Source organism: Hoyosella altamirensis (genome assembly GCF_014191505.1).
In the GTDB taxonomy this organism is placed as follows: domain Bacteria; phylum Actinomycetota; class Actinomycetes; order Mycobacteriales; family Mycobacteriaceae; genus Hoyosella; species Hoyosella altamirensis.
Genome location: NZ_JACHWS010000003.1, coordinates 622,697 through 648,098 on the forward strand (window position 1 = coordinate 622,697; position 25,402 = coordinate 648,098).

Sequence of the window (25,402 nt, forward strand, 5' to 3'; positions counted from 1 at the left end):
GGGGGTGTTCCGTCAAGCGCTGGGCGCACAGAACTGGTATCCGAACCCGCGTATCGCTCGTATCCACTGCGGATTCGCCTCATCGTCCCCGAGACGCCGCCGCAACCGCGCGATATGAACTGTCAGTGTATTGCTGTGCGTCGCCGAGCCATGCCAGGCCGCGTCGATCAGTTCCTGCCTGCTGACAACCGTGCCTTCATGCTCGGCGAAATATCGGAGCAGTGCGAACTCCCGCGGCGGCAGACGTGTGCACTCGCCATCTAGCCACATCTGCGGAGTAACTGCGTCCACCCGCAGCCGGCCGAGGCTCAGGGCCTCCGGTCGCGGCTGCCATGGGCTCCCCGCCTGGACATAGGACTGCAAAAGCGCAGGCAATTCACGCAGCCTGTACGGGCGCGGAATGACGATGTTCGCCTTTGCGGCCGCACGCGCTGCGAAAACGCCAGAGTCCGCATCCACTCCCGCAAAGATCGGCAGATCAGGTTCGGAGGCACGGACGATCGACAAAAACTCGATCGTGCCGATCCGTCCGCCCACGTTCGCGGCGATCACGACATCGGGCTGGAGACGCCCGACGAGCAAGAGCGCCTCAGCAGGGTCAGGACAGACGTGAATATCAAACCCGCAACTGCTGAGCCCAACAATGAGTTCGTCGACGAGTTGACGATCATCATCCACGACAAGAATGAAGGGCCTTACACGGGCCGTCCCGCGGCTGTCCCCCGATCTTGCATTCGCGACACGCATGTCCATGTTCGCTACCATTGCCTGCCCACTGCCGATACCCCGATCCTTGACCTCGCACGGATAACTGTCTGCAACTCAGCCGAAGCGGCCGGAAATGTACGCTTCAGTGCGCTCGTCGGCTGGATTGCTGAACATCTTCGCGGTGTCGTCGAACTCGACTAGTCTCCCCGTGCGATCGCCGTGCTCGTCGGCCTCCGCGGTGAAGAACGCGGTGCGCTGCGAAACACGCGCAGCTTGCTGCATGTTGTGTGTGACGATGATGATCGTGAACTCCTGCGCGAGGGAATCCATCAGATCTTCGATCTTGAGCGTCGCAATCGGGTCAAGCGCGGAACACGGCTCATCCATCAGGATCACTTCAGGCTTGGTCGCGATCGCACGAGCGATGCAGAGCCGCTGCTGCTGACCGCCAGAAAGGGCAAGCGCACTCCCCTTCAGGTTGCTTTTCACCTCATCCCAGATTGCGGCTTTACGCAGCGCCTCTTCGACGAGGTCATCCATGCTGTCGACCTGCATCTTGGTTACGCGCGGGCCGTACGCGACGTTGTCGTAGATCGACTTCGGGAACGGATTCGGCTTCTGGAAAACCATGCCAATCCGGCGCCGTACCTCGTTGACATCTACTCCGGCACCGTAGATGTCCGTGCCCTCGAAACGGATCATCCCTTCCACCCGTGCACCGGGAACGAGATCGTTCATCCGGTTAAGGCAACGCAGGACGGTCGACTTACCGCAGCCCGACGGTCCGATCAGAGCTGACACCTCATTGCGGTTAAACGTCATGTTGACGTCCCGCACCGCGAGGAACTTCTTGTAGAACACCTTGACGTCATCGCAGGTGATTGTGGGACCGCTGCGGCTGACTGATCGCGCTGCCTTCGCGTGCTGCAAGTCGATCTGAACGCCAGGTGTTCTTGCCTGCGATACGGCACCGGTGCGGACCGTACTGTCTGTCGGGACTGTGTGGGTCATGGGCGTTCCTCCTTGAGTGTCGTTAGGCAACTCGCCGGAGCGCGACGGGGACCCCGTCGCGCCCGGCGGCCTCCGGTCAGCCGAATCGACCACTGATGTAGTCCTCGGTCCGCTTGTTCGTTGTTTTCGTGAAGATGTATTCGGTGTCCGCAAATTCGACGAGCTCACCTGGGCGACGGTCGGCGTCACCGTCTTCGACACTGAAGAACGCGGTCTTGTCGGACACGCGGCCCGCTTGCTGCATGTTGTGGGTGACGATGACGATCGTCAGCGTGCCAGCGAGCTCACGGATGAGATCCTCGATCTTGAGCGTCGCAATGGGGTCGAGTGCAGAGCACGGCTCATCCATGAGTAGTACCTCGGGCTCGACCGCGATTGCGCGCGCGATGCACAAGCGCTGCTGCTGGCCGCCCGAGATCGCGGTGCCGCTGTCTTTCAGCTTCTTGTAGACCTCATCCCACAGTCCCGCTCGCTGCAGCGACCGCTCGACAAGGTCGTCCATGTTGCCCTTGTAGCCGTTGAGCCGCGGGCCGAATGCAACGTTGTCGTAGATCGACATCTGGAACGGGTTCGGACGCTGGAAGACCATGCCGATCCGGCGGCGCACTTCGGCGGCATCGATGTCATCGTCGTACATGTTCTCGCCGTTGAAATTGATGGTTCCGCCGACCGTCGTGCCCGGGATCAGATCATTCATCCGGTTCAGGCAGCGCAGCAGCGTCGACTTGCCACAGCCCGACGGGCCGATCAGCGCGGTGACCCGGTTGCGTGGGATGTCGAAGCTGACGTTTCGCAGCGCCACGAAGCTCCCATATGTCACCGAGGCGTCGGCAATCTCGAACACGGGATCGTCAACAGCGCTCCGGTCTGCCGTGGTTTCAGTGAGGTGTGCAGTCACTTCGTCATCCCTTCCGCTTGTTGGCTCGAGCACCGATGAGGCGCGCGCCGACGACCATGATGAGGACGAGGCCGAAGAGGCTCAGCGCACCGCCGAATGCACGCTCGATTCCCGCCTCGAATGCCTGACGTGCGCCGTCATAGATCTGCAGCGGCACAGCGCCCTGAGGGTCGCCCTGCAGCGACGTCACAATCCAAGAGGCGCCGAGCGCCGTCAGGATCAGTGGGGCCGTTTCACCTATGCCGCGCGCAATGGCCAGCATGACTCCCGTGGTGATGCCTGGAGCGGCAGCCGGCAGCACTGTGCGCAGAATCGTTTGAGCTTTGCCAGCGCCGAGACCGAAACTGGCGTTTCGCCACTCGTCGGGGACGAGCTTGAGCATCTCCTCGGCTGCTCGGGTAACGATCGGCAACATGATGATCGCGATGGCAACCGCAGCGACGAATGTTCCGAAGCCCCAGGTCACCCAGCCAGATACCAGAAGGCCATAGACGAAAAGACCAACAAAGATCGATGGGATGCCTGTCATGACATCCGTGAAGAATCGAATGACGAGCGCGAAACGTCCCGTGCCGTATTCCACGAGATAGATCGCTGTGGCAATACCGAGCGGCACAGCCATCGCGATGGAGAGCAGCATGATGTAGAGGGTGCCGAAAAAGCCAGCTGCGTAACCGCCGCCCTCGCGGCGGTATGGGGGCTCATTCTGTGTGAAGAAGTCCCACCCGATCACACCGTAGCCGCGGTAGGCGACGTATCCGATGATCAGGAAGAGCGGGACCATCGCGATGGCCATCGCGACCGCCAGAACCCCGGTGCTGAACGAGTTTATGCGGGTTCGCCGCGGCGCGTTGCCTTGCCGGTCGCGGAGACTGCGGTGCCCGGTTGGCGTGGAGCGCGTGGCTGACTGGGCTAACTGGGTGCTCATACTGCGGAATCTCCCGTCATACGGCCGAGGCGCCACACCAGCAGCCGCGCCAGAACGTTAATGGTCATGGTGACGATGAAGAGAGCGACGCCGATCGCCATGAGGCCCTGCACCGTTTCCGGCGATGCGTCCTGGAAGGTATTGGCGATGTGGGCGGCCATGGTGTTGCCTGGCTGGGCAAGGCTGGTGCTGAGAGTCTGGGCTCCGCCAACCAGGAAAAGTACCGCGACGGTTTCACCGAGCGCGCGGCCGAGGCCCAGCATGGTGCCACCCACGATGCCGGAGAAACTCGACGGCAGGATGACTTTGCGCATCACCTCGAAACGTGTAGCCCCGAGACCGTAGGCGGCGTACTGCTGGTCAATCGAGTTGACCGCGAAAACCTCACGGAAAATCGCTGTCATGATCGGGAGGATCATGATGGCCAGAATGATGCCGGCGCTGAGGTAGCTGGTCCCGTACACGGGTCCCTCGAACAGGAAGAACCATCCGAAGGTACGTTCGAGTGGTTCCAGAACGTAGGGCCGCAGAACGTTCGGCATCAGCCAGAAGAACCCCCACATGCCGAAGATGATGCTCGGCACTGCTGCAAGCATTTCCACGGTGTAAGAAAGCGGGTTGCGCAGCCGGGATGGCGCCAGCTGCGTCAAGTACAGCGCGACCGCGAGGGCGAGCGGAAGCGCGATGATGATGCCGACAACCGCAGTGACGATCGTGCCGTAGATGAACGGCCAGGCACCGTACGTGCCGGTGATCTCGTTGCGCGAGTAGCCCGCCTGCCACTCCGTGCCAAATAGGAAACCGAAGAATCCCTCATGCTGCAGGATCGGCCAGGCCTCCTGGACCGTCCGCACGACCATCAGCGCGAGAACGATGAGGACAGTCGTTCCGGCGATCGTGACGAGCCAGCGGAACATGGGGTCAGCGAAACGCGACGAACTCCGGTTCTTCAGGTCAGGACCACGTTGTGGTGAAAGAACTGACATGTGATGTTGCTCCAGTTGATGTCGGGTTGTGGAGTGCTGTGGAGCGCATCTGGCGCGGCCGGATAGGAACCCGGCCGCGCCGTTTGCTAACTCCGTGTGCTCGTCACGTCGATCAGTTCTGCGAGTTGATGCGCTCGACCTGAGCCTGAACGCGCCCCTTCAGCTCGGCTCCCATGGGCGCATAACCCAGTTCAAGAGCCAGCTCATTGGCCTCATCAGAGGTAAGAACCCAGTTCCAGAAGGACTTCAGCATCTCAGCGGTGTTGTCGTCGTAGCCGCACTCGTAGGCGAAGATCCAGTTGGTACCCGTGATGGGGTACCCCTCGCCGCCGATGTTGTCGATGTCGAACTGGAAGCTGTCCGGGATCTCTGCAAGCTCAGATGCCTCGGTGGTTGCTTCGAGCGTAGGGTAGATCGGCTCACCGTCTTCGTTCACGACGCTGGCCTGAGCCATTCCCGTCTCGATGGCGTACGCCTGGTTGACGTATCCCAACGCGCCACGGTTCTGGTTGACCTGCGCGGATACGCCCTCGTTCCCCTGGCCTCCGACGGTGCCGGAAGCCCACTGGACCTCAGTGCCTTCGCCGTACTTGTCTGCCCACTCTTCGTTCTCGGTGCTCAGGTAGTGCGTGAACACGTAGGTGGTACCCGAGCCGTCAGAGCGGTGTACCGGGATGATGTCCTGGTCGGGCAGGTCCATATCCGGGTTGAGTTCCTGCAATTCAGGATCGTTGAAGTTGGTAATCTGGCGGTCGTAGATCTTCGCGATGGTATCGGCCGTCAGGACCATGCCGTCGAGTTCGGGATCGTTGAACGCGATGACCACCGAGCCGAAGATGACAGGGAACTGTACGCCTTCGCAGCCGCGGCCAGAGGCTGCCTCTTCGAGGTCCTCATCGCTCAGGTAACGCTCGGATGAGCCGAAGTCGACGGTGCTACGGATGAACTGTTCGATGCCGCCACCGGAACCGATGCTCTGGTAGTTGATCCGGACACCGGGCTCCACTGCGCCGAAATCTGCAGCCCATTCCTGGAAGACGGGGTTGGGGAAGGTCGCGCCCGCACCCGTCAGGTTCCCGCTGAGTGAGCCACCGTTTCCACCGGTTGCTCCCCCTTCTCCATTGGCCCCTTCTCCGTTGCCGTTGTCGCCACCACATGCGGCAGCGAAGGCGACGACAGGAAGTGTCGCGCCAACGGCAACCAGGGAACGCCAATTACGCATAGTGATCTCCTTCGGAGGTTCGACCTGGCAGAGCGGCACTGTCTGCCAATCGAGTCGAAACGTATCCGGGGAGGGTGAACAGAATGTGCGACTGGGCGAACGGAAGGTTAACGGCGAGGGTGTCGTGAATGAATATGTTTGTCGTACACGTATGAACCCTTAATTCCGCGGCAGCTGACAGGCTCTCAACAACACCGAACTACCTCAGGAGCTCCCCCACGCCACTGGTTCCGCCGACTCAAAAACCTAACTTGCCCAGCTGTTTTGGGTCGCGCTGCCAATCCTTGGCAATCTTTACGTGCAGGTCGAGAAACACTTTGGTTCCGAAGATTCGCTCCAGTTGGGCGCGCGCCTTTATGCCCACTTCGCGAAGTCTCGCGCCGCCCTTTCCAATGATGATGGACTTTTGAGATGAACGCTCGACATAAAGATTTGCGAAGATTGTCAGAATTGGATCCCCACGACGAGTCTTGCTGTCGTTCACCTCTTCGATGACAACCGCTAACGAATGAGGGAGTTCGTCACGAACGCCTTCGAGCGCAGCCTCCCGAATGAGTTCGGCCATCAGAACGTTCTCTGGCTCGTCGGTCAGCTCGCCGTCTGGATAGAACGCCGGTCCGGGCGGCATGAGCGAACGCAGCAACGCGACGACACGGTCAAGGTTCTCGCCTGAGGTCGCGGAAACCGGAATGACTTCCCGTTCCGGCCCTAATAGCTGCGACACTGCCAGCAGTTGCTCGACAACCCTGCTCTTCGACACCTTGTCAATCTTCGTGACTATGCCGAACAGGGTGGTCTTCGGCGCAACAGCACCGATCTGCTCGTGAATCCAGCGGTCGCCCGGTCCGATCTTCTCATCTGCGGGGATGCAGATCCCTACTGCATCCACCTCGGTGTACGTGTCACGCACCAGATCATTCAGCCGCTGCCCCAGCAGGGTTCGCGGTCGGTGCAAGCCCGGCGTATCAACGAGGATGATCTGCGCGTCCTCACGGTGAATGATCCCGCGAATGGTGTGGCGGGTGGTTTGCGGCCGTGATGAAGTAATCGCGACCTTTGCCCCCACAAGCGCGTTGGTCAGTGTTGATTTCCCGGTATTCGGACGACCGACGAGGCACACAAAGCCCGACCTGAAGTCGTCTGAACCCTCCGAAACATCACTCACCACGTGTCTCCCTGCTTCCCTGAGTTGAGTCAGCCCGAGATTCACCCTCAGGCTTACTGTTGGCGCCGATGGATTCGCGGGCGATCACGGTATGAACACGCACTCGGCCGCGAACGTCCTCTCCCCCTTCAGCGGTGAGGTGGAGCCCCTGAACGTCCACTGTCGAGCCTGGCAGTGGCACGCGGCCCAGCACGTGCGCAATCAGACCACCAACAGTCTCAACCTCATCGTCTTCGACGCGCGTCCCGAACAGTTCGCCGAGGTCTTCGATGGGCAGCCGCGCCGAGACGCGGTATACACCGTCACCAAGCGGCTCGACCGGAGCCTGCTCATTCGTGTCGTACTCATCAGCGATTTCACCGACAATTTCTTCCAGAATGTCTTCGATCGTGACGATCCCCGCGATTCCGCCGTATTCGTCGACGAGCACAACGAGGTGGTTTCGGTCGCGCTGCATCTCACGTAGAAGACTGTCGAGCGGCTTCGTGTCCGGCACGAACACCGCGGGACGCATGAGGTCGCGCACGATGACACTTCGGCCACCGTCGACCGCCGTGTAGGTCTGCCGGACGAGGTCTTTCAGATAGACGACGCCGCGGATGTCATCAATGTTCTCGCCGATCACGGGGATTCGCGAATGGCCACTGCGCACCGCGAGAGTTGTCGCCTGCCCGGCGTTCTTATCCTCTTCGATCCACACCATTTCAGTTCGCGGAACCATCACTTCACGAGCAATGGTGTCGCCGAGTTCGAACACCGACTGGATCATGCGGTGCTCGTCCGCTGCCACCACCCCGCGTTCCTGCGCGAGATCGACAAGTTCGCGCAGTTCGATTTCCGACGCGAACGGTCCGTTACGGAATCCCTTTCCTGGTGTTACTGCGTTGCCGAGGAGGATCATCACCCGCATCAGCGGGCCAAGCAGCGAGCCGAGCAGACGCAGCGGCCAGGAAGTCGCGATGGCAATCGAGTATGCGTGCTGACGTCCGAGAGTCCTCGGCCCCACACCGATCAGCACGTAGCTGACAACAACCATGATGGCCGCGCACAGGAGCAGTGCCCACCGCGTCTCGAACTGGTCGAGCAGAAAAGCGGCGAGCAGCACTGTGGCTGCTATCTCACACGCGACACGGAGCAAAACTGTCAGATTGACGTACTGGGGCCGGTTCCGCACGAGCTGCGTCAACCCGCTCGCACCAGCCTGGCGGCTTTGCACAAGCTCTTCGATGCGCGCGAGCGACAAAGTGTTCAGCGCAGCATCCGTCGCCGCGAAGAGCCCGCCAAGAAGCACAAGGAGGACGACGCCGCCGAGCAGCATCACATCAGTAGTCACCTGTGATGCCTATCGGAGCTCATCGGGGTCGTTCAGCAGGCCGACCTTGCCTAGCAACCTGCGGTCGCGCTCGATTTGCGCAACTTTGCGTGCCTCCGCTTGGCGCAGCTCAAACCAGTCGCTGAGGAGCGAGTTCTGCAGCGCGAACATCTCCTTCTCCTCATCGGGCTCGGCGTGGTCATAGCCGAGGAGGTGCAGGACGCCGTGGATGGTCAGCAATGCCAATTCATGATCGACAGAGTGACCGGCCTGTTTAGCCTGCTTCGCCGCGAACTGGGGACAGATCACGATGTCGCCCAGCATCGCCGGTCCCGGCGAGGAGGCGTCAGGGCGCGCCCCGGGGATCATCTCGTCCATCGGGAAGGACATCACATCTGTAGGTCCAGGCAGGTCCATCCACCGTTGATGAAGCTCGGACATCGCGTCGAGGTCAACGAAGACCATCGAGAGTTCCGCCGCTGCGTGTACGTCGAGCTGATCTAGTACGTAACGTGCAACAGCGCTGAGGTCTTCCGCGGGTACCGCGACGCCACTCTCGTTGTTCACCTCAATGCTCACTGCGAGAGCTCACCTTTCCCCGTCTCAGTTGTCCGCGAGCGATCACCTGCGAGGAAACCGATGCTCGGCACGCCGCTGCGCCCTGTTGGCGAAGCGCCGCGCGTCATCCGAATCGGCCTCTTCCTCGAACCGTTCGTAAGCGTCGACGATATCCGACACCAACCGATGCCGCACCACGTCCCCACTCGTGAGGCGAATCAAATGGATTCCCTCGATGCCGGCGAGAATTTCTGTCGCGACGTGCAGCCCTGAACGTGTTCCCGTGGGGAGGTCCACCTGTGTCACGTCACCGGTCACAACGATCTTCGACCCGAACCCTAAGCGAGTGAGAAACATTTTCATCTGCTCGCGTGTCGTGTTTTGGGCCTCGTCGAGAATGATGAAGGCATCGTTAAGCGTGCGGCCACGCATGTAGGCCAGTGGCGCCACCTCGATGACACCCGCCTGCATGAGCTTCGGGATCGCCTCAGGATCAATCATGTCGTGCAGTGCGTCGTACAGCGGACGCAGATAAGGGTCGATCTTCTCGTTCAAGGTGCCCGGGAGGAAGCCGAGGCGCTCTCCGGCTTCCACCGCTGGCCGGGTGAGGATGATGCGATTGACCTGCTTGGCTTGGAGTGCTTGAACTGCCTTCGCCATCGCGAGGTAGGTCTTGCCTGTACCGGCGGGACCGATACCGAAAACGATCGTTGCCGCATCAATCGAGTCGACATACGTTTTCTGGTTGAGAGTTTTCGGGCGGATGGTCTTGCCGCGCCGGGAGATGATGTCGAGGCTCAGCACCTCAGCAGGTGACGTGGCGGTGCCGTCCGTGAGCATGGCCACTGATCTCTCGACGACATCCGTGGGGAGGTGCTGATCACGGCGCGCAATGGTCAAGAGTTCGCCAATCACACGTTCAGCGAGCGCGACATCTGAAGCCAGACCAGTCAGCGTGACCTCGTTACCGCGGACGTGGATGTCTGCGTCGAGAAGATTCTCCAGCAACCTCAGATTTTCATCCGCCGACCCGAGCAGCGGTAGCACCGATTGAGGCGGCAACTGCATAGTCGAGCGAACCGTCCGCTCTACGGGGCGAACCTGCTCTTCACCAGCGGGCCCGTCGGGCCCAGCACCGCCAATGTTGTCCTGAGGCGTCACGAGTGGAGTTAGACCTGCTTCCTCTGAATCCGGCAGCACACCGCGTGGCTGCAGACTTTGTGTCTTGTCTCAGTCTAGGACGCGCAACGCGTTTCGTCGCCCCGGTATTGATCAGGCGTTAGGGCCAGGAGGGCAACTGAGCAGGAATGGGTTGACGGTTCCCGCGCGGGAACCGTCAACCCATAGGGAAGCCAGGAGCGCTTCGAGCTTTTTCGGCCTCTACGTCGTCACGTGCGCTGGCACGTGTGTGCTCGACTCGATGTCCGTAGCCGTTTGCTCAATCAGCTGATGTGAAAGATCAGCGAGCGCGCGCGCCGCGGCTAATTCGTCACCGATTAGAGGGACGTCCCGGTCATCCGGATTCTTCCGGGCGACACCGGTGGCGACAAGCTTTCGCGAGCCTTCGTCGGCATGCAGCCGGGCTTCAGCGTGCGTCTGCCCATTTCTCTCATCGATAAGGATCTCTACCGACCAGTGCTTGTCCTGCATCACTTCTCCTTCCGCCGTATGTCCAGGTTCGTCCTGTTCCATTCCGATGTCCAGAGGAGAAGGTGATCAATATCTCATCGGAGTGTTGTCCCATCGCGCCGTCAGCACTCCCAGCGCACCGAGTGTCACCGCCGCAGCAGTGGAAGTGCGCAGGATTGTCGGGCCCAAACGCACAGGCTGCGCACCGGCTTGCGTGAATTGTTCCGTCTCTTCGGGGCTCACTCCGCCTTCGGGGCCCACGATGAGCAGGATCGATCGGACGTCGCCGACCGCGTGCACGACAGTGGCAAGCGCCTCGGTCGCGTCTTCGTGGAGGACTACCGCTGTTCCGCTGGCTGCAACGGTCGCAGCGATTGCAGCCGCGACGTCGCGGCTTGTCGCAAGTTTATGGACCAGCGGGATATGCGCACGCCGCGCCTGCTTCGCCGCGCTCGCAGCCACGCGTTGCCAGCGTTCAACGTTCTTGTGGGCCTTCGGGCCCTGCCAGCGCGCGACGCACCGAGCTGCCTCCCAAGGGATGATCTCGTCGGCACCCGCCTCAGTCATCAACTCGACTGCAAGCTCGGACCGGTCCGACTTGGGCAGCGCCTGAACCACCACAACCCGCGGGACAGGCTCAGCAATGGATTCCCGGCGCTCGACTCGAACCTCAAGGGTGTCCTTGCCGACGGTCACAGCAGTCCCCCAGGCGACACCTCCGCGGCCATCAGCCAGCACCACCTGTTCGCCGATTCTGATACGCCGAACCGTCGCCGCATGTCGGCCCTCTGGCCCGTCAAGGATGGCTAGGTCTCCGGCGCTGGGCGGCAATGGGTCGAGATAGAAGACCGTCGCCGCCACCGTCAGCGCCCGCTCACGAAGTCCCGGAGCTTGGAGAAGATCTTGCTGCCGTGGTGCGATGCGCTGGTCACCACTTCGGCTGCGTCGCGTCCACGTGCATTTCGGAACGACTCGAGAAGGTCAGCCTGCTTGCCGTCGAGTTTCGTCGGGATCACTACCTCGAGGTGTGCGTAAAGGTCCCCACGTGTACCCGCCCGGAGCCTCGGCATGCCCTGGCCTGGAATCGTGGCAACTGCACCCGGCTGAGTGCCTGGCTCCACCGACAACTCGATCGGGCCGTCGATGAGGCTCTCGACAGTGACGGTGGTGCCCAGGGCAGCATCAACCATGGGGATTTTCACTGTGCAGTGCAGCGAGTCGCCATCACGCACGAAGACCTCGTGCGGCTGCTCGACTACCTCGACGTAGAGGTCTCCAGCGGGACCGCCGCCAGGCCCTACTTCGCCCTGACTTGCGAGCCTGACCCGCATCCCGTTTGCCACACCTGCCGGTATGCGCACAGCGATGTCGCGGCGAGCACGCACGCGACCTTCGCCGGCGCACTTCCGGCAAGGGTCGGGAATGATCTGACCGAAACCGTTGCACGTCGGGCATTGCCGTGTCGTCATGACCTGCCCGAGAAAACTGCGCTGAACTGACTGGATTTCGCCGGCCCCGCGGCAGGTGTCGCACTGCACTGGTTTCGAGTCACCATTCGCGCCGGACCCCGTGCAGGTATCGCACAAGATCGCGGTGTCCACGGTGACGTCCTTGGTGACACCCTCCGCGCATTCAGCGAGGTCGAGCCGAACCTTGATGAGGGCATCAGCGCCAGGCTGGACACGGCTTCGGGGGCCGCGTGACCCCATTCCCCCGGCACCGCCGAAGAATGCCTCGAATACGTCGCCGAGACCACCGAAGCCTTGCGCTCCGAAACCGGCACCGGCGCCTCCGCCTGGACCGTCGAGCGGGTCCCCGCCCATGTCAACGATCTTCCGCTTCTGCGGGTCGCTCAGAATCTCGTACGCCGTCGTCGCGTCTTTGAACCGTTCCTGGGCCGCCGGGTCGGGATTCACATCGGGGTGAAATTCCCGTGCGAGCTTCCGGTACGCGCGCTTGATCTCCTGATCAGTCGCCGTCTTGGAAACGCCGAGCGTCCCGTAATAGTCACGTGCCACGTTTGTGTTCTGTCCTGTTCCTCATCATGCGGATCTCAACTTGACCCGAAGAATGCCACCCAGAAATGTCACTAATGGGCGCGGCGGATAACCAACCTCTGACGGTACTCCCCTTGACGCCCGGCACCATACTGCATGGCTGCAGAGCCGGCGCACGCACCTCGTCTCATCTCGCGGAGAGGACCTCCCCCACGTAGCGGGCGACCGCTGACACAGCGGCGATTGCCCACGGGTAGTCCATACGGGTCGGGCCGAGTACGCCAACGCCACCGAAGGTCGCGCCCGCGGCGCCATACCCAGTCGAGATGACGGACGTCGCCCGGATCTGTTCGTCTTCCATTTCCTCACCGATCCGGACTGTCACCATTCCCGGGTGCTGAGCCGCGGCGAGTAGTTTGAGAACGACTACTTGCTCCTCGAGCGCCTCCAGAATCTGCAGCATCGCCCCAGGGCTGCCGCCAAAGTCAGCAGCATTGGCGGTCAGATTCGAGGTACCGCCGAGAACCAGCCGGTCCTCGCTGCGCTCAACGAGCGTCTCGACAAGGACGGTCGCTGACCGCACCACCGGGTCGCGCATGTCATGATCGACCTGATTTGCAAGTTCAGCGACGGCGACCGAGGCCGCTGAAAGATGTTTACCTTCGAGCGCTTGACCGAGCAGCACCCGGAGTGTGCTCACCTGCTCTTCACTGATGACGTCACCGAGTTCCACCAGACGCTGGTCGACGCGTCCGGTGTCCATGATCACCACAAGCAGCAGTCGCGCTGGATTCAGCGGCACGACCTCGATATGCCGCACTTTCGATGACGTCAAGGTGGGGTACTGCAGCACTGCCACCTGGCGGGTGAGCTGTGCAAGCAGCCGTACCGCGCGGCGCAAGACGTCATCGAGGTCGACTCCGCCCTCGAGAAACTCCATGATCGCGCGCCGCTCGCCCTGCGAGAGTGGCTTAACTTCGGCTATCCGGTCGACGAACTGCCGATATCCCTTGTCGGTCGGCACCCGCCCCGACGACGTGTGTGGCTGCCGAATGTAGCCCTCAGCCTCGAGAACTGCCATGTCGTTACGAACCGTGGCGCTCGACACCCCAAGCCCGTGACGATCAACCAGAGCCTTGGACCCGACCGGCTCATGCGTCGAAACGTAGTCCGACACGATGGCTTGCAACACCGCGAAGCGCCTGTCATCCGTGCTCGGCATCGTTCACCACCTCCCCGACATCGATATGCCGCAACGAAGACCCATTTTAGCCCGGTCTATAACCAGCAGTTATGCCATAGGCGAAGTGAAGATTGCCACGTCTTCATTCTGCGGTCACGATCTGTCTCACCACACCGTCCGCAAGCAGACGTCCCCGGCCAGTCAGCCGCAGCCTACCCCCGGCGATCTCAGCAAGCCCCTCATCGGCGCATCTCTCTGCTGCCGCGCGCTCCGCAGGAGACAACCGGCGAAGCGAGAGGCCAGCCCGCATCCGCACCGCGAGCATCACGTACTCGAGGTGCTGATCTTCCGGGGAGAGCGTCTCGACGCCTCCTACTGGCAGTAGACCGGAAGCGAGTTGATCGGCGTAGCGAGCTGGATGTTTGGCGTTCCACCAGCGCACACCCCCGACATGACTATGCGCTCCGGGCCCCAATCCCCACCAGTTCGACTCGTTCCAGTACCCGACGTTGTGGCGGCAGATAGCCTCCTCATTCGCGGCCCAGTTCGATACTTCGTACCACTGAAACCCAGCTGCGGCGAGACGCGAGTCAATCAGCTCATACCTCGCTGCCAGCACATCATCGTCAGGCGCGGGCATCTCTCCCTTTCTGATCCTGCGCGCCAGCGCCGTACCGTCTTCAACTATGAGTGCGTAGGCCGAAACATGGTCAGCCCCAGCTGCGAGAACCGCGTCGAGCGACGCGTCGAGGTCGCTGTCTCGTTCGCCGGGAGTTCCATAGATGAGGTCGAGATTCACGTGTTCAAATCCGGCCTCGCGTGCTTCTCGAGCCGCGGAAATGGCGCGTCCCGGGGTGTGGGTCCGGTCAAGCGCGGCCAGCACGTGCTGCGCAGCCGACTGCATGCCCAGAGAGACCCTGGTAAAGCCTGCCTCTCGAATAGCCTGAAAGAACTGTGGCGATGTGGACTCCGGGTTCGCTTCAGTAGTGACCTCAGCGTTCGGCCGCATGCCGAAGTTGTTCGAGATCGTGTCGATAACGTCAGCAAGAGCCGCGGCACCCAGTAACGACGGCGTCCCACCGCCCACGAAGACGGACTCAGCCTGCGGTACTCCGGCCGCACTCAGCATCTTCGCCGCGAGTTCCGTCTCTCGCTTGAACGCCTCGAGCCAGGATTCCGGCGATGCCGAACTGCCGAGTTCCCCGGCTGTGTAAGTGTTGAAATCGCAGTAGCCGCAGCGCGTCGCACAAAACGGGACGTGCACGTAGATGCCGAATCGCCTTTCAGACACCGTGTTCATGGCCGACGCCGGGAGGACTAACTCGTGGGCGGGAAGTGACATTTTTTCCGTTCCTGGGCTGGACATGTGCTTCCAGTGTGCCCGCTTCTCGCATCCGGTCCGAAACACAATCGGACGAGACACGCTGCTGATACGCGGTACCGGGTATCGAAAACATGCCTTTTTCAGCGTCTACCTGCGCGTTCGGGACGTATCCCGATCCATGGCACAATGGACGGGTGAGTGGACCAGGGGTATGGCTGGCTGGCACGCGGCTTGTGCAGCGCCGCCATATTGATTTCAAGCGTGTCAATAGCTGCGGCTGTCGCCCGTAGCTGCCTGCGCATGCCCGGTTCAACGGGGAAGTCCGCTCGGCTGAAAGCGCCAGCCTCACACGTCCAGGTAGCTTGAACTCGCGCAAACCGGACAGTCCACGTCAGATCTTGTTTCAGGAGCATTGAATGTCGTCAGCCCACGACGCTGCCTCCCCAGCTGAGCCGACCGCGGCTCCCGTGCGCCGTGAGCGGCCTGCACGGACCGCCACGAAGGCTGGTGGAGCGAACGGCGCCGCAGCAGGGGGCCGTGCCCGGGCCGCACGGCCGAAGCGTCGCAAAGCCGAGGGCCAGTGGAAACTCGGGTATCGCGAACCGCTGAACCCGAATGAGCAGACGAAGAAGGATGACAATCCCCTCAACGTTCGCCAGCGTATCGAGAACATCTACGCGATCCGCGGTTTCGACAGCATCGACAAAGCCGACCTCCGCGGGCGTTTTCGCTGGTACGGCCTCTACACCCAGCGCAAGCAGGGGTATGACGGCAGCTGGACGGGCGATGAGAACATCGACATCATCGAAGACAGCTATTTCATGCTGCGGATCCGTGTCGACGGCGGGCAGCTGAACCTCGAACAGCTACGGACCATCGGTCAGATTTCGAAAGAGTTCGGCCGCGACACCGCCGACCTGTCCGACCGCCAGAACGTCCAGTGCCACTGGATCCGGGTCGAGGACGTGCCAGAAATCTGGCGCCGCGTTGAAGGGTGCGGCCTCACCACAACGGAAGCGTGCGGTGACACACCTCGCATCGTTCTCGGTTCTCCGTTAGCTGGCCTGGCCGAGGATGAGGTCCTGGACCCGACACCGGCGATCGAGGAGATCGTTCGCCGCTACGTCGGTGATCCGCGGTACTCGAACCTGCCCCGCAAGTTCAAGACAGCGATGTCGGGCCTTCAGGACGTCGCTCACGAGGTGAACGACTGCGCATTCATCGGTGTGAACCATCCAGAGCACGGGCCCGGTCTCGACGTGTGGGTCGGCGGCGGGCTCTCGACCAACCCCATGATCGGGCAGCGCCTCGGCGCTTGGGTGCCTCTGGAGGAAGCGCCCGATGTGTGGGAAGGCATCGTCTCGATCTTCCGCGACTACGGGTACCGCAGGCTGCGCGCCCGGGCACGCATCAAGTTCCTGGTAAAGGACTGGGGCCCTGAAAAGTTCCGTGAGGTCCTGGAAACCGAGTACTTGGGCCGAAAGCTGATCGATGGACCGGCACCTGAACCACTGACAAAGCCCCGTGACCATGTCGGCGTGCAGAAACTGAAAAACGGCAACTACGCGGTCGGAGTCGCGCCCATCGCCGGTCGCGTGTCGGGAACCACACTTCTCGCTGTGGCCGATGCGGCCGAGCGGGCTGGCACGGACAAGGTCCGCCTCACTCCGTACCAGAAGCTGATCATCGTCGATGTACCCGAGGATAAGGTCGAGCCGCTGATCGCTGAGCTCGATGCGCTTGGGCTCCCCGCCCGCCCGTCACTGTGGCGCCGGAACCTCATGGCCTGCACCGGCATCGAGTTCTGCAAGCTATCGTTCGTCGAGACACGCAAGCGTTCGCAGGATCTTGTTCCTGAGCTTGAGCGGCGCCTCAAAGATCTCAACGAAAAGCTCGACACCGCGGTGACGATCAACATCAACGGCTGCCCTAACTCCTGCGCCCGTGCACAGGTGGCCGACATTGGGTTCAAGGGCCAGCTCGTCCCGGATGAGGACGGCAATCACGTCGAGGGCTTCCAAGTGCATCTTGGCGGTCACCTCGGCCTCGAACCAGCCTTCGGGCGCAAGCTCCGCGGCCATAAGGTCACCACTGAAGAACTCGGTGACTACGTAGAGCGCGTCGTTCGCAATTTCGCTGACAGCCGCGTGAACGGCGAGCACTTCGCCGACTGGGCCGTGCGAGCCGGCGAAGAACTGCTTCGGTGAGGCGCAAGGACCAGCGATGACAGAACACAGCGCGGAAAATCATGGTGCCGGAGGGAACACTCCGGTGTCCCGCGCTGTTCCTTTCTATTGCCCCTATTGCGCGGATGAAGATTTGCGACCTGATCTGGCCGACGGCACAGCCCTGCCGCACGGTCAATGGCGATGCGGCGGATGCAGGCGTGTTTTTGCGCTGAAGTTCCTGGGTGCATCGGCGGTAAAGCGAAAGGTTTCACGATGAGTATCGCGACGGAAACGGATCTGCGGCGGATCGCCGAACGCGGCGCCGCTGACCTTGACGGAGCATCCGCCGAGGATTTGCTCCGCTGGACGGAAGAGAATTTCGGCGGCCGCTACATTGTCGCTTCGAATATGCAGGACGCCGTGCTGGTTCATCTCGCAGCGCAGGTCCGGCCCGGGGTGGAGATCTTGTTTCTCGACACCGGCTACCATTTCGCGGAAACGCTCGGTATGCGCGATGCCAGCGAAGCTGTGTACGGCGTGAACATCCGCAACGTCACGCCCGAGCAGACGGTGGCTGAGCAGGACGCTTCGGAGGGCAAAGACCTCTTCGCCCGCGAACCCAACCGCTGCTGCGCGCTTCGTAAAGTCGCGCCGCTGAAGAAAACCCTCGCAGGTTATGACGCCTGGGTGACCGGAATCCGGCGGGTCGAGGCACCCACCCGGGCGAACGCGCCGCTCATCTCTTACGACGAGGCGTTCGGTTTGGTGAAGATCAACCCGCTCGCGGCGTGGTCCGACGACGACATGCAGAATTACATCGACAAGCACTCGATTCTGGTTAATCCGCTTGTCGACGAGGGGTATCCCTCAATCGGGTGTGCGCCGTGCACCATGAAGCCAGCACCCGGCTCAGATCCGCGCAGCGGTCGCTGGGCGGGCAAAAACAAGATTGAATGTGGGTTGCACTCAACATGACAATCGAAACCGCCCAATGGGGCATGACCGGCCGAGATCAGAACGGAGTGATGCCTGCCGTGGGCGCACACACACCTCCCGATGAGGCACTGACTCCTGATGAGGTGTCACACCAGCCTGCTGAAAAGGCTCGCGTCGATATGGCGGCGAACTTCGATACGCTGACCGCACTTGAAGCCGAGTCGATTCACATCTTCCGTGAGGTTGCAGGCGAGTTCGAGCGTCCGGTCATTCTGTTCTCGGGCGGCAAAGACTCCACCGTGCTCCTGCACCTCGCGGTCAAGGCCTTCTGGCCCGCTCCCCTTCCCTTCCCGGTACTGCACGTCGATACCGGGCACAACTTTCAAGAGGTCCTCGACTTCCGCGACCGCATGGTCGAGAAGTACAACCTGCGCCTGCACGTAGCGAGTGTTGAGGACTACATCGCCGACGGCCGTCTGGAAGAACGCCCCGACGGTATCCGTAACCCATTGCAGACGGTCCCCCTCCTCGACGCGATCAGTGAGCACCGGTTCGATGCGGTATTCGGTGGCGGCCGCCGGGACGAAGAACGCTCCCGGGCGAAGGAACGAATTTTCAGCCTCCGCAACGCTTTCGGCCAGTGGGATCCGAAGAAGCAGCGCCCCGAGCTGTGGAACCTGTACAACGGACGGCATTCCCCTGGTGAACATGTGCGCGTGTTCCCGCTCAGCAACTGGACTGAGCTGGACATCTGGCGCTACATCGCCCGCGACAACGTCGAACTTTGCCCGATCTACTACGCACACGACCGTGAGGTCTACCAGCGTGACGGCATGTGGCTTGCGCCCGGCCCCTGGGGCGGGCCGCGTGAGAACGAGTCGCTCGAGACCCGTTCGGTGCGTTACCGCACGGTGGGTGACGGTTCCACGACAGGTGCGGTGCTGTCCGACGCTAGCGACAACTTCGCAATCCTCGCCGAGGTCGCGGCGTCACGTTTGACCGAGCGCGGAGCTACCCGCGGCGACGACCGAGTTTCAGAGGCCGCCATGGAGGACCGCAAGCGAGAGGGATATTTCTGAGCATGAGCGACCTTTTACGCCTGGCTACCGCAGGCAGCGTGGATGACGGTAAATCCACCCTTGTTGGCCGATTGCTCTACGACACGAAATCCGTTCTCGCCGATCAGATTGACGCGGTCACCCGTGCGTCAGTGGACCGCGGCCTTTCCACACCGGACCTGTCGCTGCTCGTTGATGGCTTGCGCGCCGAACGCGAGCAGGGCATCACGATCGACGTGGCGTACCGCTACTTCGCGACGCCCCAGCGTTCGTTCGTGCTGGCAGACACCCCCGGGCACGTGCAGTACACGCGGAACACGGTCTCGGGAGCTTCGACAGCCCAGCTCGTGATCCTCCTCGTCGACGCCCGCAAGGGCGTTATCGAGCAGACGCGGCGTCACGCGGCCGTGATGGCGCTGCTAGGGGTGCCGAAGCTCGTCCTGGCAGTGAACAAGATTGATCTTGTTGAAGATCCGGCCGCAGTATTCGGTCAGATCTGCGATGAGTTCAACGCGCTCACCGCCGCGCTCGGCTGGGGCCCCGACGATGTCCAGGAAATTCCGGTGTCCGCGCTGTTCGGTGACAACATTGCGAGCCGCTCAGAGCGAACCCCCTATTACACGGGGCCATCGCTCATCGAGCACCTCGAAGCGGTGCCTGTCGATGCTGAGCCGCACAATGTGGGATTGCGATTCCCGGTCCAGTACGTCATTCGTCCCCGCACTGCCGACTATCCCGATTATCGGGGCTATGCGGGGCAGGTCGCCGCAGGTGAAGTGCGCACCGGAGATGAAATTGTGGTTCTTCCCGCCGGTATCCGCTCCACTGTCACGAAGATCGACACTGCTGATGGTGAACTCGACCATGCTGAAGCGGGGCGGAGCGTCACTCTGCTTCTTGCTGACGACATCGACATTTCTCGCGGTGATGTGATCGCGTCCCCCTCGGATGCGCCCGACGCGATCGATGACTTCGAAGCGACGGTGTGCGTCCTGGCGGAGAAGCCGCTGCGCCCGGGTGCGCGTTTGCTGCTGAAACAGGGCACGAAAACCACGCAGGCGATCGTTGGCTCTATCATCGAGCGGTTCGATGAGCAGGAACTGACCGCGGACCCTGACCCGGGCACTCTTTCGCTCAACGAAATCGGGCGCATCCACATTCGGGTGGCCGAGCCGATCGTCGCGGACAACTATCGCGTCAACCGGCACACCGGCAGCTTCCTGCTGATTGATCCGTCGAGTGGCAACACCCTCGCTGCAGGTCTTGTGGGTGACGCACTCTCCGCCGTGGAGATCGGCGAACGCGGCGTTCCCACCTGAGGGGCGCACAAGAGCTTACTCGGCTGCGGGATCGACCTGTGGAACGACGTGCACGGGCACTCCGAGCTCGGAGTCCATGGTGACGATGATCCCGTCACCAAACTTCGCCACATCGCGCGTGATTCCGTCTGTCAGGGAGGGGATCCGCCACGGTGTCCACCGCACTCCATTCGGTGATAGCCATACGACCGGGCCGCTGCCGTTGTCCGATGTGAATCGGCCCGGTGCCGCGAATCCGCCTGGTATGGAGACAGGCTTCAACATGCTCGACCCGTACTCAGTGCGGAATACGCCTTCGAACTGGATACCGTCTTCGGTGCGAAGGACGATGTTCCTGCCCCCCGTGCTAGCACCGATGACGGTCCCATCACCCGTGGTCGCACACCCGGTGAGTTCTCCCGTACCGGTTGTGAGGATCTCCGCTGTGGCTCGTTCCCAGCCATCGTCGGTGCCGCGCCAAGCGGCGGGTACGCGCACGTCGCCGTCGAGAAGGTAACCGACAGCCAGCAGCAGGCCATCCGGAAGCGTACACACGCCAGTAGCTTCACCTGCCGCCTCGTCAAGAGCAGTGGCGTCCTCCCAGCCCCGCCCGTCACCCGAGCGCCACAGTGACGCACGCCGGACCGTGTCGTCTGGGTTCTCAGGGTTCTCGGGGTCTTCGGTAGCCGCTTCCCTGCTAGCCCCGACTGCAACCCACCCATCGGCTGTGCGCTGCACCGCGCTGAACTTCGCATCGATGACATCCCCGAAGCCGCCCGCCGGTTCCCACGGCTGGTCAGGTCCGCCGCGGAACCACCCGCGGGGTTCGACACGCTGGCGCGAGGGACTGAATCGGGAACCCAGCAGCACAGTGTCGCCGGGGTCACTTGTCCCCACCACGGTGTCGGTGAGTTCGGCCACCTCGGGAGGGTCGAAGGGTATTTCGTTCACCTGCCGGTCCGGGGTGAGTTCGAAGAGGGCGCGCTCTGGAATTGCAGAGAAGTTCGGGCCGTCCACCTCGTACCGCACGCGCAACGTCTTGATGAAGGCGCGTTCCGCGTCGGCTGCACCCGCAACGGTGGCCAGGGATTCCACCTGGGCAACCTGTTCGATGGACCCTACACGTTCAAGTTCACGCCATGCATTTTCACGGCCATGCACGCCGACGACTGCCTGACCGGTACCGAACGGGCTCAGAATTGCGATCTGCTCGTCTGGATTGACGGACAACGTCAGGCCACCGACACCGGGATAGTCCATCAAATCTGAGGTGCCGGTGAAAGCCCAATCCCCTTCCGCGTTCCGGTTGTAGAAGCCCGCACGCAGCGAATCGTCGTTGCTAGCCACAACGAAGGCGATACCATCGCGCACCGCGGGCCGCCCCAACACAGTGTCGACGCCCTCTGCGACATAGAAGACGGATTCTTCGGGTGGCGGCGGGACGACTTCGGTGTCCCAGTCTGCTCCGTCGTCTGACGACCATGCAGCGGGAATGAGCCCACCGGTACTGGGATCTCGGCTGCCGCCGGTCACCACATAGCGGTCGCCGGTCCACGCCATCCCTGAAAGGAACGTATCGGGGTCATCCGCGACGGCGGCAGGACCGCTCCATGTCACTCCCGCATCGTCCGAAGTGTATGTTTCGAAAGTGCCCCCGGCGCCTTCTTCGCCGCGCTGGACGAGGATCACTGCGGAATCCTCATGCGCTGCCATATCGACGATGACTCGCTGTTCTCTATCCGCGATGCCGGGCAGTCGCACATATTCAGTGCGGTCCCCGTCGAGGATCGCCACACCCAGCTCTTTCTCGACCGAGGTGCCCGCCACCAACAGTCGTGACTCTGCGGCCGCGCCCGTCACCACACGGTAAGTGCGTGCGAAGTCCTCGGGGAGTTCCACTTCGTGCCAGTCACGGCGGTCGAACGCTCGCCACACGCGTGACACGAGCGCGCCGTCTTCGAAGGAGACTCCGACCAAGCCACTCACGTCGGGGTTCCCGACGAGCCCTCCAGTGAAGGATGCGTTGTAGTCGCCTGCCACGTCGGCCCGGAACCAGCCAAATCCGTCGTCGGAAAGCCAAACCTGTGGGCGCGCTGCTTCTCGTGGCGCTGCGACATTCAGCGCAAACGCGAACGGCACACCCTCGGCCGGCGGTAAGAAATCCATCCCCAGCCCGGCATATTCGTCGCCGCGATACCACTCGCCCGGCACATCAACCGGCTCCGATGGAAGTTCACGCAGAGCCTCCGCAACATCTGGGGCTTCGCCCGTCTCGACTTCCGGATCTTCCGTGGGGGTCGCGCATCCCGCGAGAGCGAGCGCCGCAGCGATGAGCACGGCGCCTGCCCGACGGGCGGTTATCACCATAAATCTCGACCCTAGTCCGATTTGGGTCGGCCAGTAGGTGATATGCCCGGATTGCGTTTACCGCGCTTTACACTCCATTCGCGACCGGAATAGGCGCGCCACCCGGCACGTGCGTTGCGCGGACGTAAATTCCCTCCCCGCGAACAAGATTCAGATCGTCTGCGTCCCCCCTCGTGATCTGGGCAGACAACCGCGGATCACCATTCACCGGCACAAGTTCCACGCGCACTTCGAATCCAAGCCGCACAATGCGATCCACGACGGCTTCAATGGCACCCGGATGGTAAACACGGTCGAGGTGAAGGTCGTGGGGCCGCACCATTGTTCCATTGATTGTCGCCACCGGCCCCAGGAAAGACATCACAAACTCGTTGGCAGGCCGCTCATAAAGGTCGTCCGGTGACCCGACCTGTTCGATGCGACCTTTGTTCATCACAGCGATCCGGTCCGCCACATCGAGCGCTTCTTCCTGATCGTGAGTGACAAGCACTGTCGTCACGTGCACTTCGTCATGCAACCGACGGAGCCATTCGCGCAGATCGGCACGCACCTTCGCGTCCAGCGCACCAAACGGTTCGTCGAGCAAAAGCACCTTCGGGTCGACAGCAAGCGCACGCGCGAGTGCCATGCGCTGCCGCTGCCCACCTGAAAGCTGTGACGGGTACCGGCGCTGAAAACCATCGAGCCCGACAATCCGGAGCAGATCGTCAACGCGGTCGGCAATCTCGTTCTTCGGACGGCGGCGAATCTTCAGGCCGAACGCGATGTTGTCACGGACCGTCATGTGCTTGAACGCGGCATAATGCTGGAAAACGAAGCCGATGCCCCGCTTCTGAGGTGGCACCCCAGTGACGTCGTTTCCTCCGATGGTGATTGCACCACCATCGGGATGCTCAAGGCCCGCGATCGATCGCAACAGGGTCGACTTCCCCGATCCGGATGGACCCAGTAGTGCTGTGAGCGACCCTGACGGAATGTCCAGGGTGACATTGTCCAGCGCCTTGAAGTCGCCGTAGTTCTTCCGAACCCCAGTCACAGTGATCATGTTGTGCTCCTCTTGCGGTCGAGGACAGTCATCAGAAGCAAAGTCAGGATGGCGAGCATCATGAGCAGCGTCGCTGCCGTGTAAGCGCCGAACGTGTTGTGGTCATCGATGTAGCGCGCGTGCACGAGCAATGTCAGCGTCTGCGAAACGCCCGCAAAACCGGAAGAAACGAAGAGCACCGCACCGAACTCGCCGAGTGCACGAGCCACCGTGAGGACCACGCCATAGGTCAGCCCCCACCGGATCGCGGGCAACGTGATGCGGGAGAACGTCTGCCACGAGTTCGCACCGAGCGTCGCGGCAGCCTGTTCTTGTTCCTCGCCGATCTCACGCAGCACCGGCTCAACTTCGCGAACCACGAAGGGCAATGTCACGAAGATAGTGGCGAGGACCATGCCCGGGATGCCGAAAATGACACGGAAACCGATGTTCTCCACAAACGTGCCGAACCAGCCGCCTGCGCCCCACAAGGTAATGAGCGCAACGCCGACGACCACTGGTGAGACGGCGAAAGGAATATCAACTACGGCCTCGAGCAGCCGGCGGCCGGGGAACCGCCCGCGGGCGAGCGCGAGCGCGGTCACAATGCCGAATATCACGTTCACCGGCACCACGATGACCACGATGAGCAGCGACAGATTCAGCGCCGATATTGCCGCTGGCGTTGTGATCGACTCCCAGAACGCCAGGATTCCGTTCTCGAATGTGCGGTACAGAATCATCCCGATGGGGACGAGTACGAGCAGCGCCAGGTAACTGAGGGCGAGGGTGCGAAGCGAGAGCCGCCAGCCGCGAGTCACGATCATGCCGCACGCTCCTCACGCCGTACCGCACGGTGCGCAAGCACGCGCAACACGAGCAGGGTGATGAACGCGATGATTAGTAAGACAACGGATACGGCTGCCGCGTTCTCGGGCCGATCCATTTCGAGTTGTTGCTGAATGTACTGCGAGGCGACCTGGGTTTCGCCGCGAATATTGCCGCCGATCAAGATGATCGAGCCGAACTCTCCGATAGCGCGTGCGAAAGCAAGCCCAGCGCCACCAAAAATCGCCGGAGACAAAACTGGCAGAACAACCCTCCAGAAAATGGTGAAGTTGCTCGCCCCCAGCGAGGCCGCCGCTTCCTCTACGTCTTTCTCGAGTTCGATCAATACCGGCTGCACCGACCGGACGACGAAGGGAAGCGTGACAAATGCAAGCGCAACGATCAGGCCCGGCTGAGTTGCATTGAGGTGCACGTTGATCGGACTGGCAGGGCCGTACAGCGAGAGGAGCACAATGCTCGCGACGATCGTGGGCAGCGCGAAAGGTAGATCGATCAAGGCATTGACGATTCGCTTGCCTGGAAAGTCATCGCGCACAAGCACCCAGGCGATCAGCGTGCCGAAAACCACATTGATCAAGGCAACCACCGCCGACACGAACGCGGTTATCCGAAGCGCAGCGACTGCGCCGGGAGCGGTGATCGCGTCCCAGAACCCGCCGAGTCCGTTCTCGAACGACGTCGCAGTGAGCGCGGCGAGCGGCAACAGAACGATGATGCTGAGCCACAACACCGCGACTCCGATGCCGAGAGGCCCCACAGTGCCGGTGAAGCGGCTCATCCG

The 25,402-nt window shown here is 61.9% G+C and carries 23 protein-coding genes; 4 read left to right on the top strand and 19 right to left on the bottom strand.

Annotated elements, in window-relative coordinates:
* Nucleotides 1-12 precede the first annotated feature (12 nt).
* From FHU29_RS17010 to hemW, 15 genes are all read right to left on the bottom strand, one after another.
* The gene (locus FHU29_RS17010; protein WP_183377595.1) at nt 13-753 is read right to left on the bottom strand and encodes a response regulator transcription factor; all 741 of its coding nucleotides are present in this window, start codon (nt 751-753) and stop codon (nt 13-15) included.
* A 69-nt stretch (nt 754-822) separates the two neighbouring features.
* Nucleotides 823-1,719: a phosphate ABC transporter ATP-binding protein PstB gene (gene pstB / locus FHU29_RS17015; protein ID WP_064439284.1), complete on the bottom strand. Its 897-nt coding sequence runs from the start codon at nt 1,717-1,719 to the stop codon at nt 823-825.
* Nucleotides 1,720-1,795: 76 nt separating this feature from the next.
* Complete coding sequence (gene pstB / locus FHU29_RS17020; protein ID WP_198156515.1) at nt 1,796-2,563, bottom strand: phosphate ABC transporter ATP-binding protein PstB; 768 nt, start codon at nt 2,561-2,563, stop codon at nt 1,796-1,798.
* A 58-nt stretch (nt 2,564-2,621) separates the two neighbouring features.
* On the bottom strand, nt 2,622-3,545 hold the full coding sequence (pstA, locus tag FHU29_RS17025; RefSeq protein WP_064439285.1) for a phosphate ABC transporter permease PstA: 924 nt from the start codon (nt 3,543-3,545) through the stop codon (nt 2,622-2,624).
* Nucleotides 3,542-4,531: a phosphate ABC transporter permease subunit PstC gene (gene pstC, locus FHU29_RS17030; protein ID WP_064439286.1), complete on the bottom strand. Its 990-nt coding sequence runs from the start codon at nt 4,529-4,531 to the stop codon at nt 3,542-3,544. Before pstC ends, pstA begins: the two co-directional genes overlap by 4 nt.
* Before the next feature lie 112 nt (nt 4,532-4,643).
* Nucleotides 4,644-5,753: a phosphate ABC transporter substrate-binding protein PstS gene (gene pstS, locus FHU29_RS17035; protein ID WP_064439287.1), complete on the bottom strand. Its 1,110-nt coding sequence runs from the start codon at nt 5,751-5,753 to the stop codon at nt 4,644-4,646.
* 238 nt (nt 5,754-5,991) lie between these two features.
* Nucleotides 5,992-6,921 (bottom strand): GTPase Era, encoded by a 930-nt coding sequence (gene era / locus FHU29_RS17040; protein WP_423785882.1) that lies wholly within the window; start codon nt 6,919-6,921, stop codon nt 5,992-5,994.
* Nucleotides 6,911-8,251 carry a hemolysin family protein gene (locus FHU29_RS17045; RefSeq protein ID WP_423785883.1) on the bottom strand — a complete coding sequence of 447 codons (1,341 nt, stop codon included), beginning with the start codon at nt 8,249-8,251 and terminating at the stop codon, nt 6,911-6,913. The genes era and FHU29_RS17045 overlap by 11 nt, the downstream gene beginning before the upstream one ends.
* A gap of 9 nt (nt 8,252-8,260) precedes the next feature.
* Nucleotides 8,261-8,809: an rRNA maturation RNase YbeY gene (gene ybeY, locus FHU29_RS17050; protein WP_064439288.1), complete on the bottom strand. Its 549-nt coding sequence runs from the start codon at nt 8,807-8,809 to the stop codon at nt 8,261-8,263.
* Between the two features lie 42 nt (nt 8,810-8,851).
* Complete coding sequence (locus FHU29_RS17055; RefSeq protein WP_221195186.1) at nt 8,852-9,856, bottom strand: PhoH family protein; 1,005 nt, start codon at nt 9,854-9,856, stop codon at nt 8,852-8,854.
* A gap of 312 nt (nt 9,857-10,168) precedes the next feature.
* Nucleotides 10,169-10,438, bottom strand: coding sequence for a DUF1876 domain-containing protein (locus FHU29_RS17060; protein WP_064439500.1), 270 nt, complete (start codon nt 10,436-10,438; stop codon nt 10,169-10,171).
* A 66-nt stretch (nt 10,439-10,504) separates the two neighbouring features.
* A complete protein-coding gene (locus FHU29_RS17065; RefSeq protein WP_064439289.1) occupies nt 10,505-11,278 on the bottom strand; it encodes a 16S rRNA (uracil(1498)-N(3))-methyltransferase in 774 nt (257 codons plus the stop codon).
* A 2-nt stretch (nt 11,279-11,280) separates the two neighbouring features.
* Entirely contained in the window at nt 11,281-12,435 is a 1,155-nt protein-coding gene (gene dnaJ / locus FHU29_RS17070) for a molecular chaperone DnaJ (protein WP_064439290.1), read from the bottom strand.
* 166 nt (nt 12,436-12,601) lie between these two features.
* A complete protein-coding gene (gene hrcA, locus FHU29_RS17075; RefSeq protein WP_064439291.1) occupies nt 12,602-13,636 on the bottom strand; it encodes a heat-inducible transcriptional repressor HrcA in 1,035 nt (344 codons plus the stop codon).
* Nucleotides 13,637-13,739: 103 nt separating this feature from the next.
* The gene (gene hemW / locus FHU29_RS17080; protein ID WP_064439292.1) at nt 13,740-14,963 is read right to left on the bottom strand and encodes a radical SAM family heme chaperone HemW; all 1,224 of its coding nucleotides are present in this window, start codon (nt 14,961-14,963) and stop codon (nt 13,740-13,742) included.
* A gap of 374 nt (nt 14,964-15,337) precedes the next feature.
* Between hemW and FHU29_RS17085 the strand changes: the two genes are divergently transcribed.
* The 4 genes from FHU29_RS17085 (at nt 15,338) to FHU29_RS17100 (ending at nt 20,402) form a co-directional block, all read left to right on the top strand.
* The gene (locus tag FHU29_RS17085; protein WP_064439293.1) at nt 15,338-17,128 is read left to right on the top strand and encodes a nitrite/sulfite reductase; all 1,791 of its coding nucleotides are present in this window, start codon (nt 15,338-15,340) and stop codon (nt 17,126-17,128) included.
* 234 nt (nt 17,129-17,362) lie between these two features.
* A complete protein-coding gene (locus FHU29_RS17090) occupies nt 17,363-18,064 on the top strand; it encodes a phosphoadenylyl-sulfate reductase (protein ID WP_064439501.1) in 702 nt (233 codons plus the stop codon).
* Between the two features lie 140 nt (nt 18,065-18,204).
* Nucleotides 18,205-19,104: a sulfate adenylyltransferase subunit CysD gene (gene cysD, locus FHU29_RS17095; RefSeq protein WP_064439502.1), complete on the top strand. Its 900-nt coding sequence runs from the start codon at nt 18,205-18,207 to the stop codon at nt 19,102-19,104.
* Between the two features lie 2 nt (nt 19,105-19,106).
* On the top strand, nt 19,107-20,402 hold the full coding sequence (locus tag FHU29_RS17100) for a sulfate adenylyltransferase subunit 1 (RefSeq protein ID WP_013805988.1): 1,296 nt from the start codon (nt 19,107-19,109) through the stop codon (nt 20,400-20,402).
* Between the two features lie 15 nt (nt 20,403-20,417).
* On the opposite strand, the gene FHU29_RS17105 is transcribed toward FHU29_RS17100, so the two are convergent.
* The 4 genes from FHU29_RS17105 to cysT all read right to left on the bottom strand — a co-directional run bounded on the left by FHU29_RS17105 (nt 20,418) and on the right by cysT (nt 25,399).
* Complete coding sequence (locus FHU29_RS17105) at nt 20,418-22,748, bottom strand: hypothetical protein (protein ID WP_064439294.1); 2,331 nt, start codon at nt 22,746-22,748, stop codon at nt 20,418-20,420.
* A gap of 67 nt (nt 22,749-22,815) precedes the next feature.
* Nucleotides 22,816-23,793 (bottom strand): sulfate/molybdate ABC transporter ATP-binding protein, encoded by a 978-nt coding sequence (locus FHU29_RS17110; RefSeq protein ID WP_064439295.1) that lies wholly within the window; start codon nt 23,791-23,793, stop codon nt 22,816-22,818.
* The gene (cysW, locus tag FHU29_RS17115; RefSeq protein ID WP_064439296.1) at nt 23,790-24,599 is read right to left on the bottom strand and encodes a sulfate ABC transporter permease subunit CysW; all 810 of its coding nucleotides are present in this window, start codon (nt 24,597-24,599) and stop codon (nt 23,790-23,792) included. Before cysW ends, FHU29_RS17110 begins: the two co-directional genes overlap by 4 nt.
* On the bottom strand, nt 24,596-25,399 hold the full coding sequence (gene cysT / locus FHU29_RS17120; RefSeq protein ID WP_221195188.1) for a sulfate ABC transporter permease subunit CysT: 804 nt from the start codon (nt 25,397-25,399) through the stop codon (nt 24,596-24,598). Before cysT ends, cysW begins: the two co-directional genes overlap by 4 nt.
* Between the last annotated feature and the right edge of the window lie 3 nt (nt 25,400-25,402).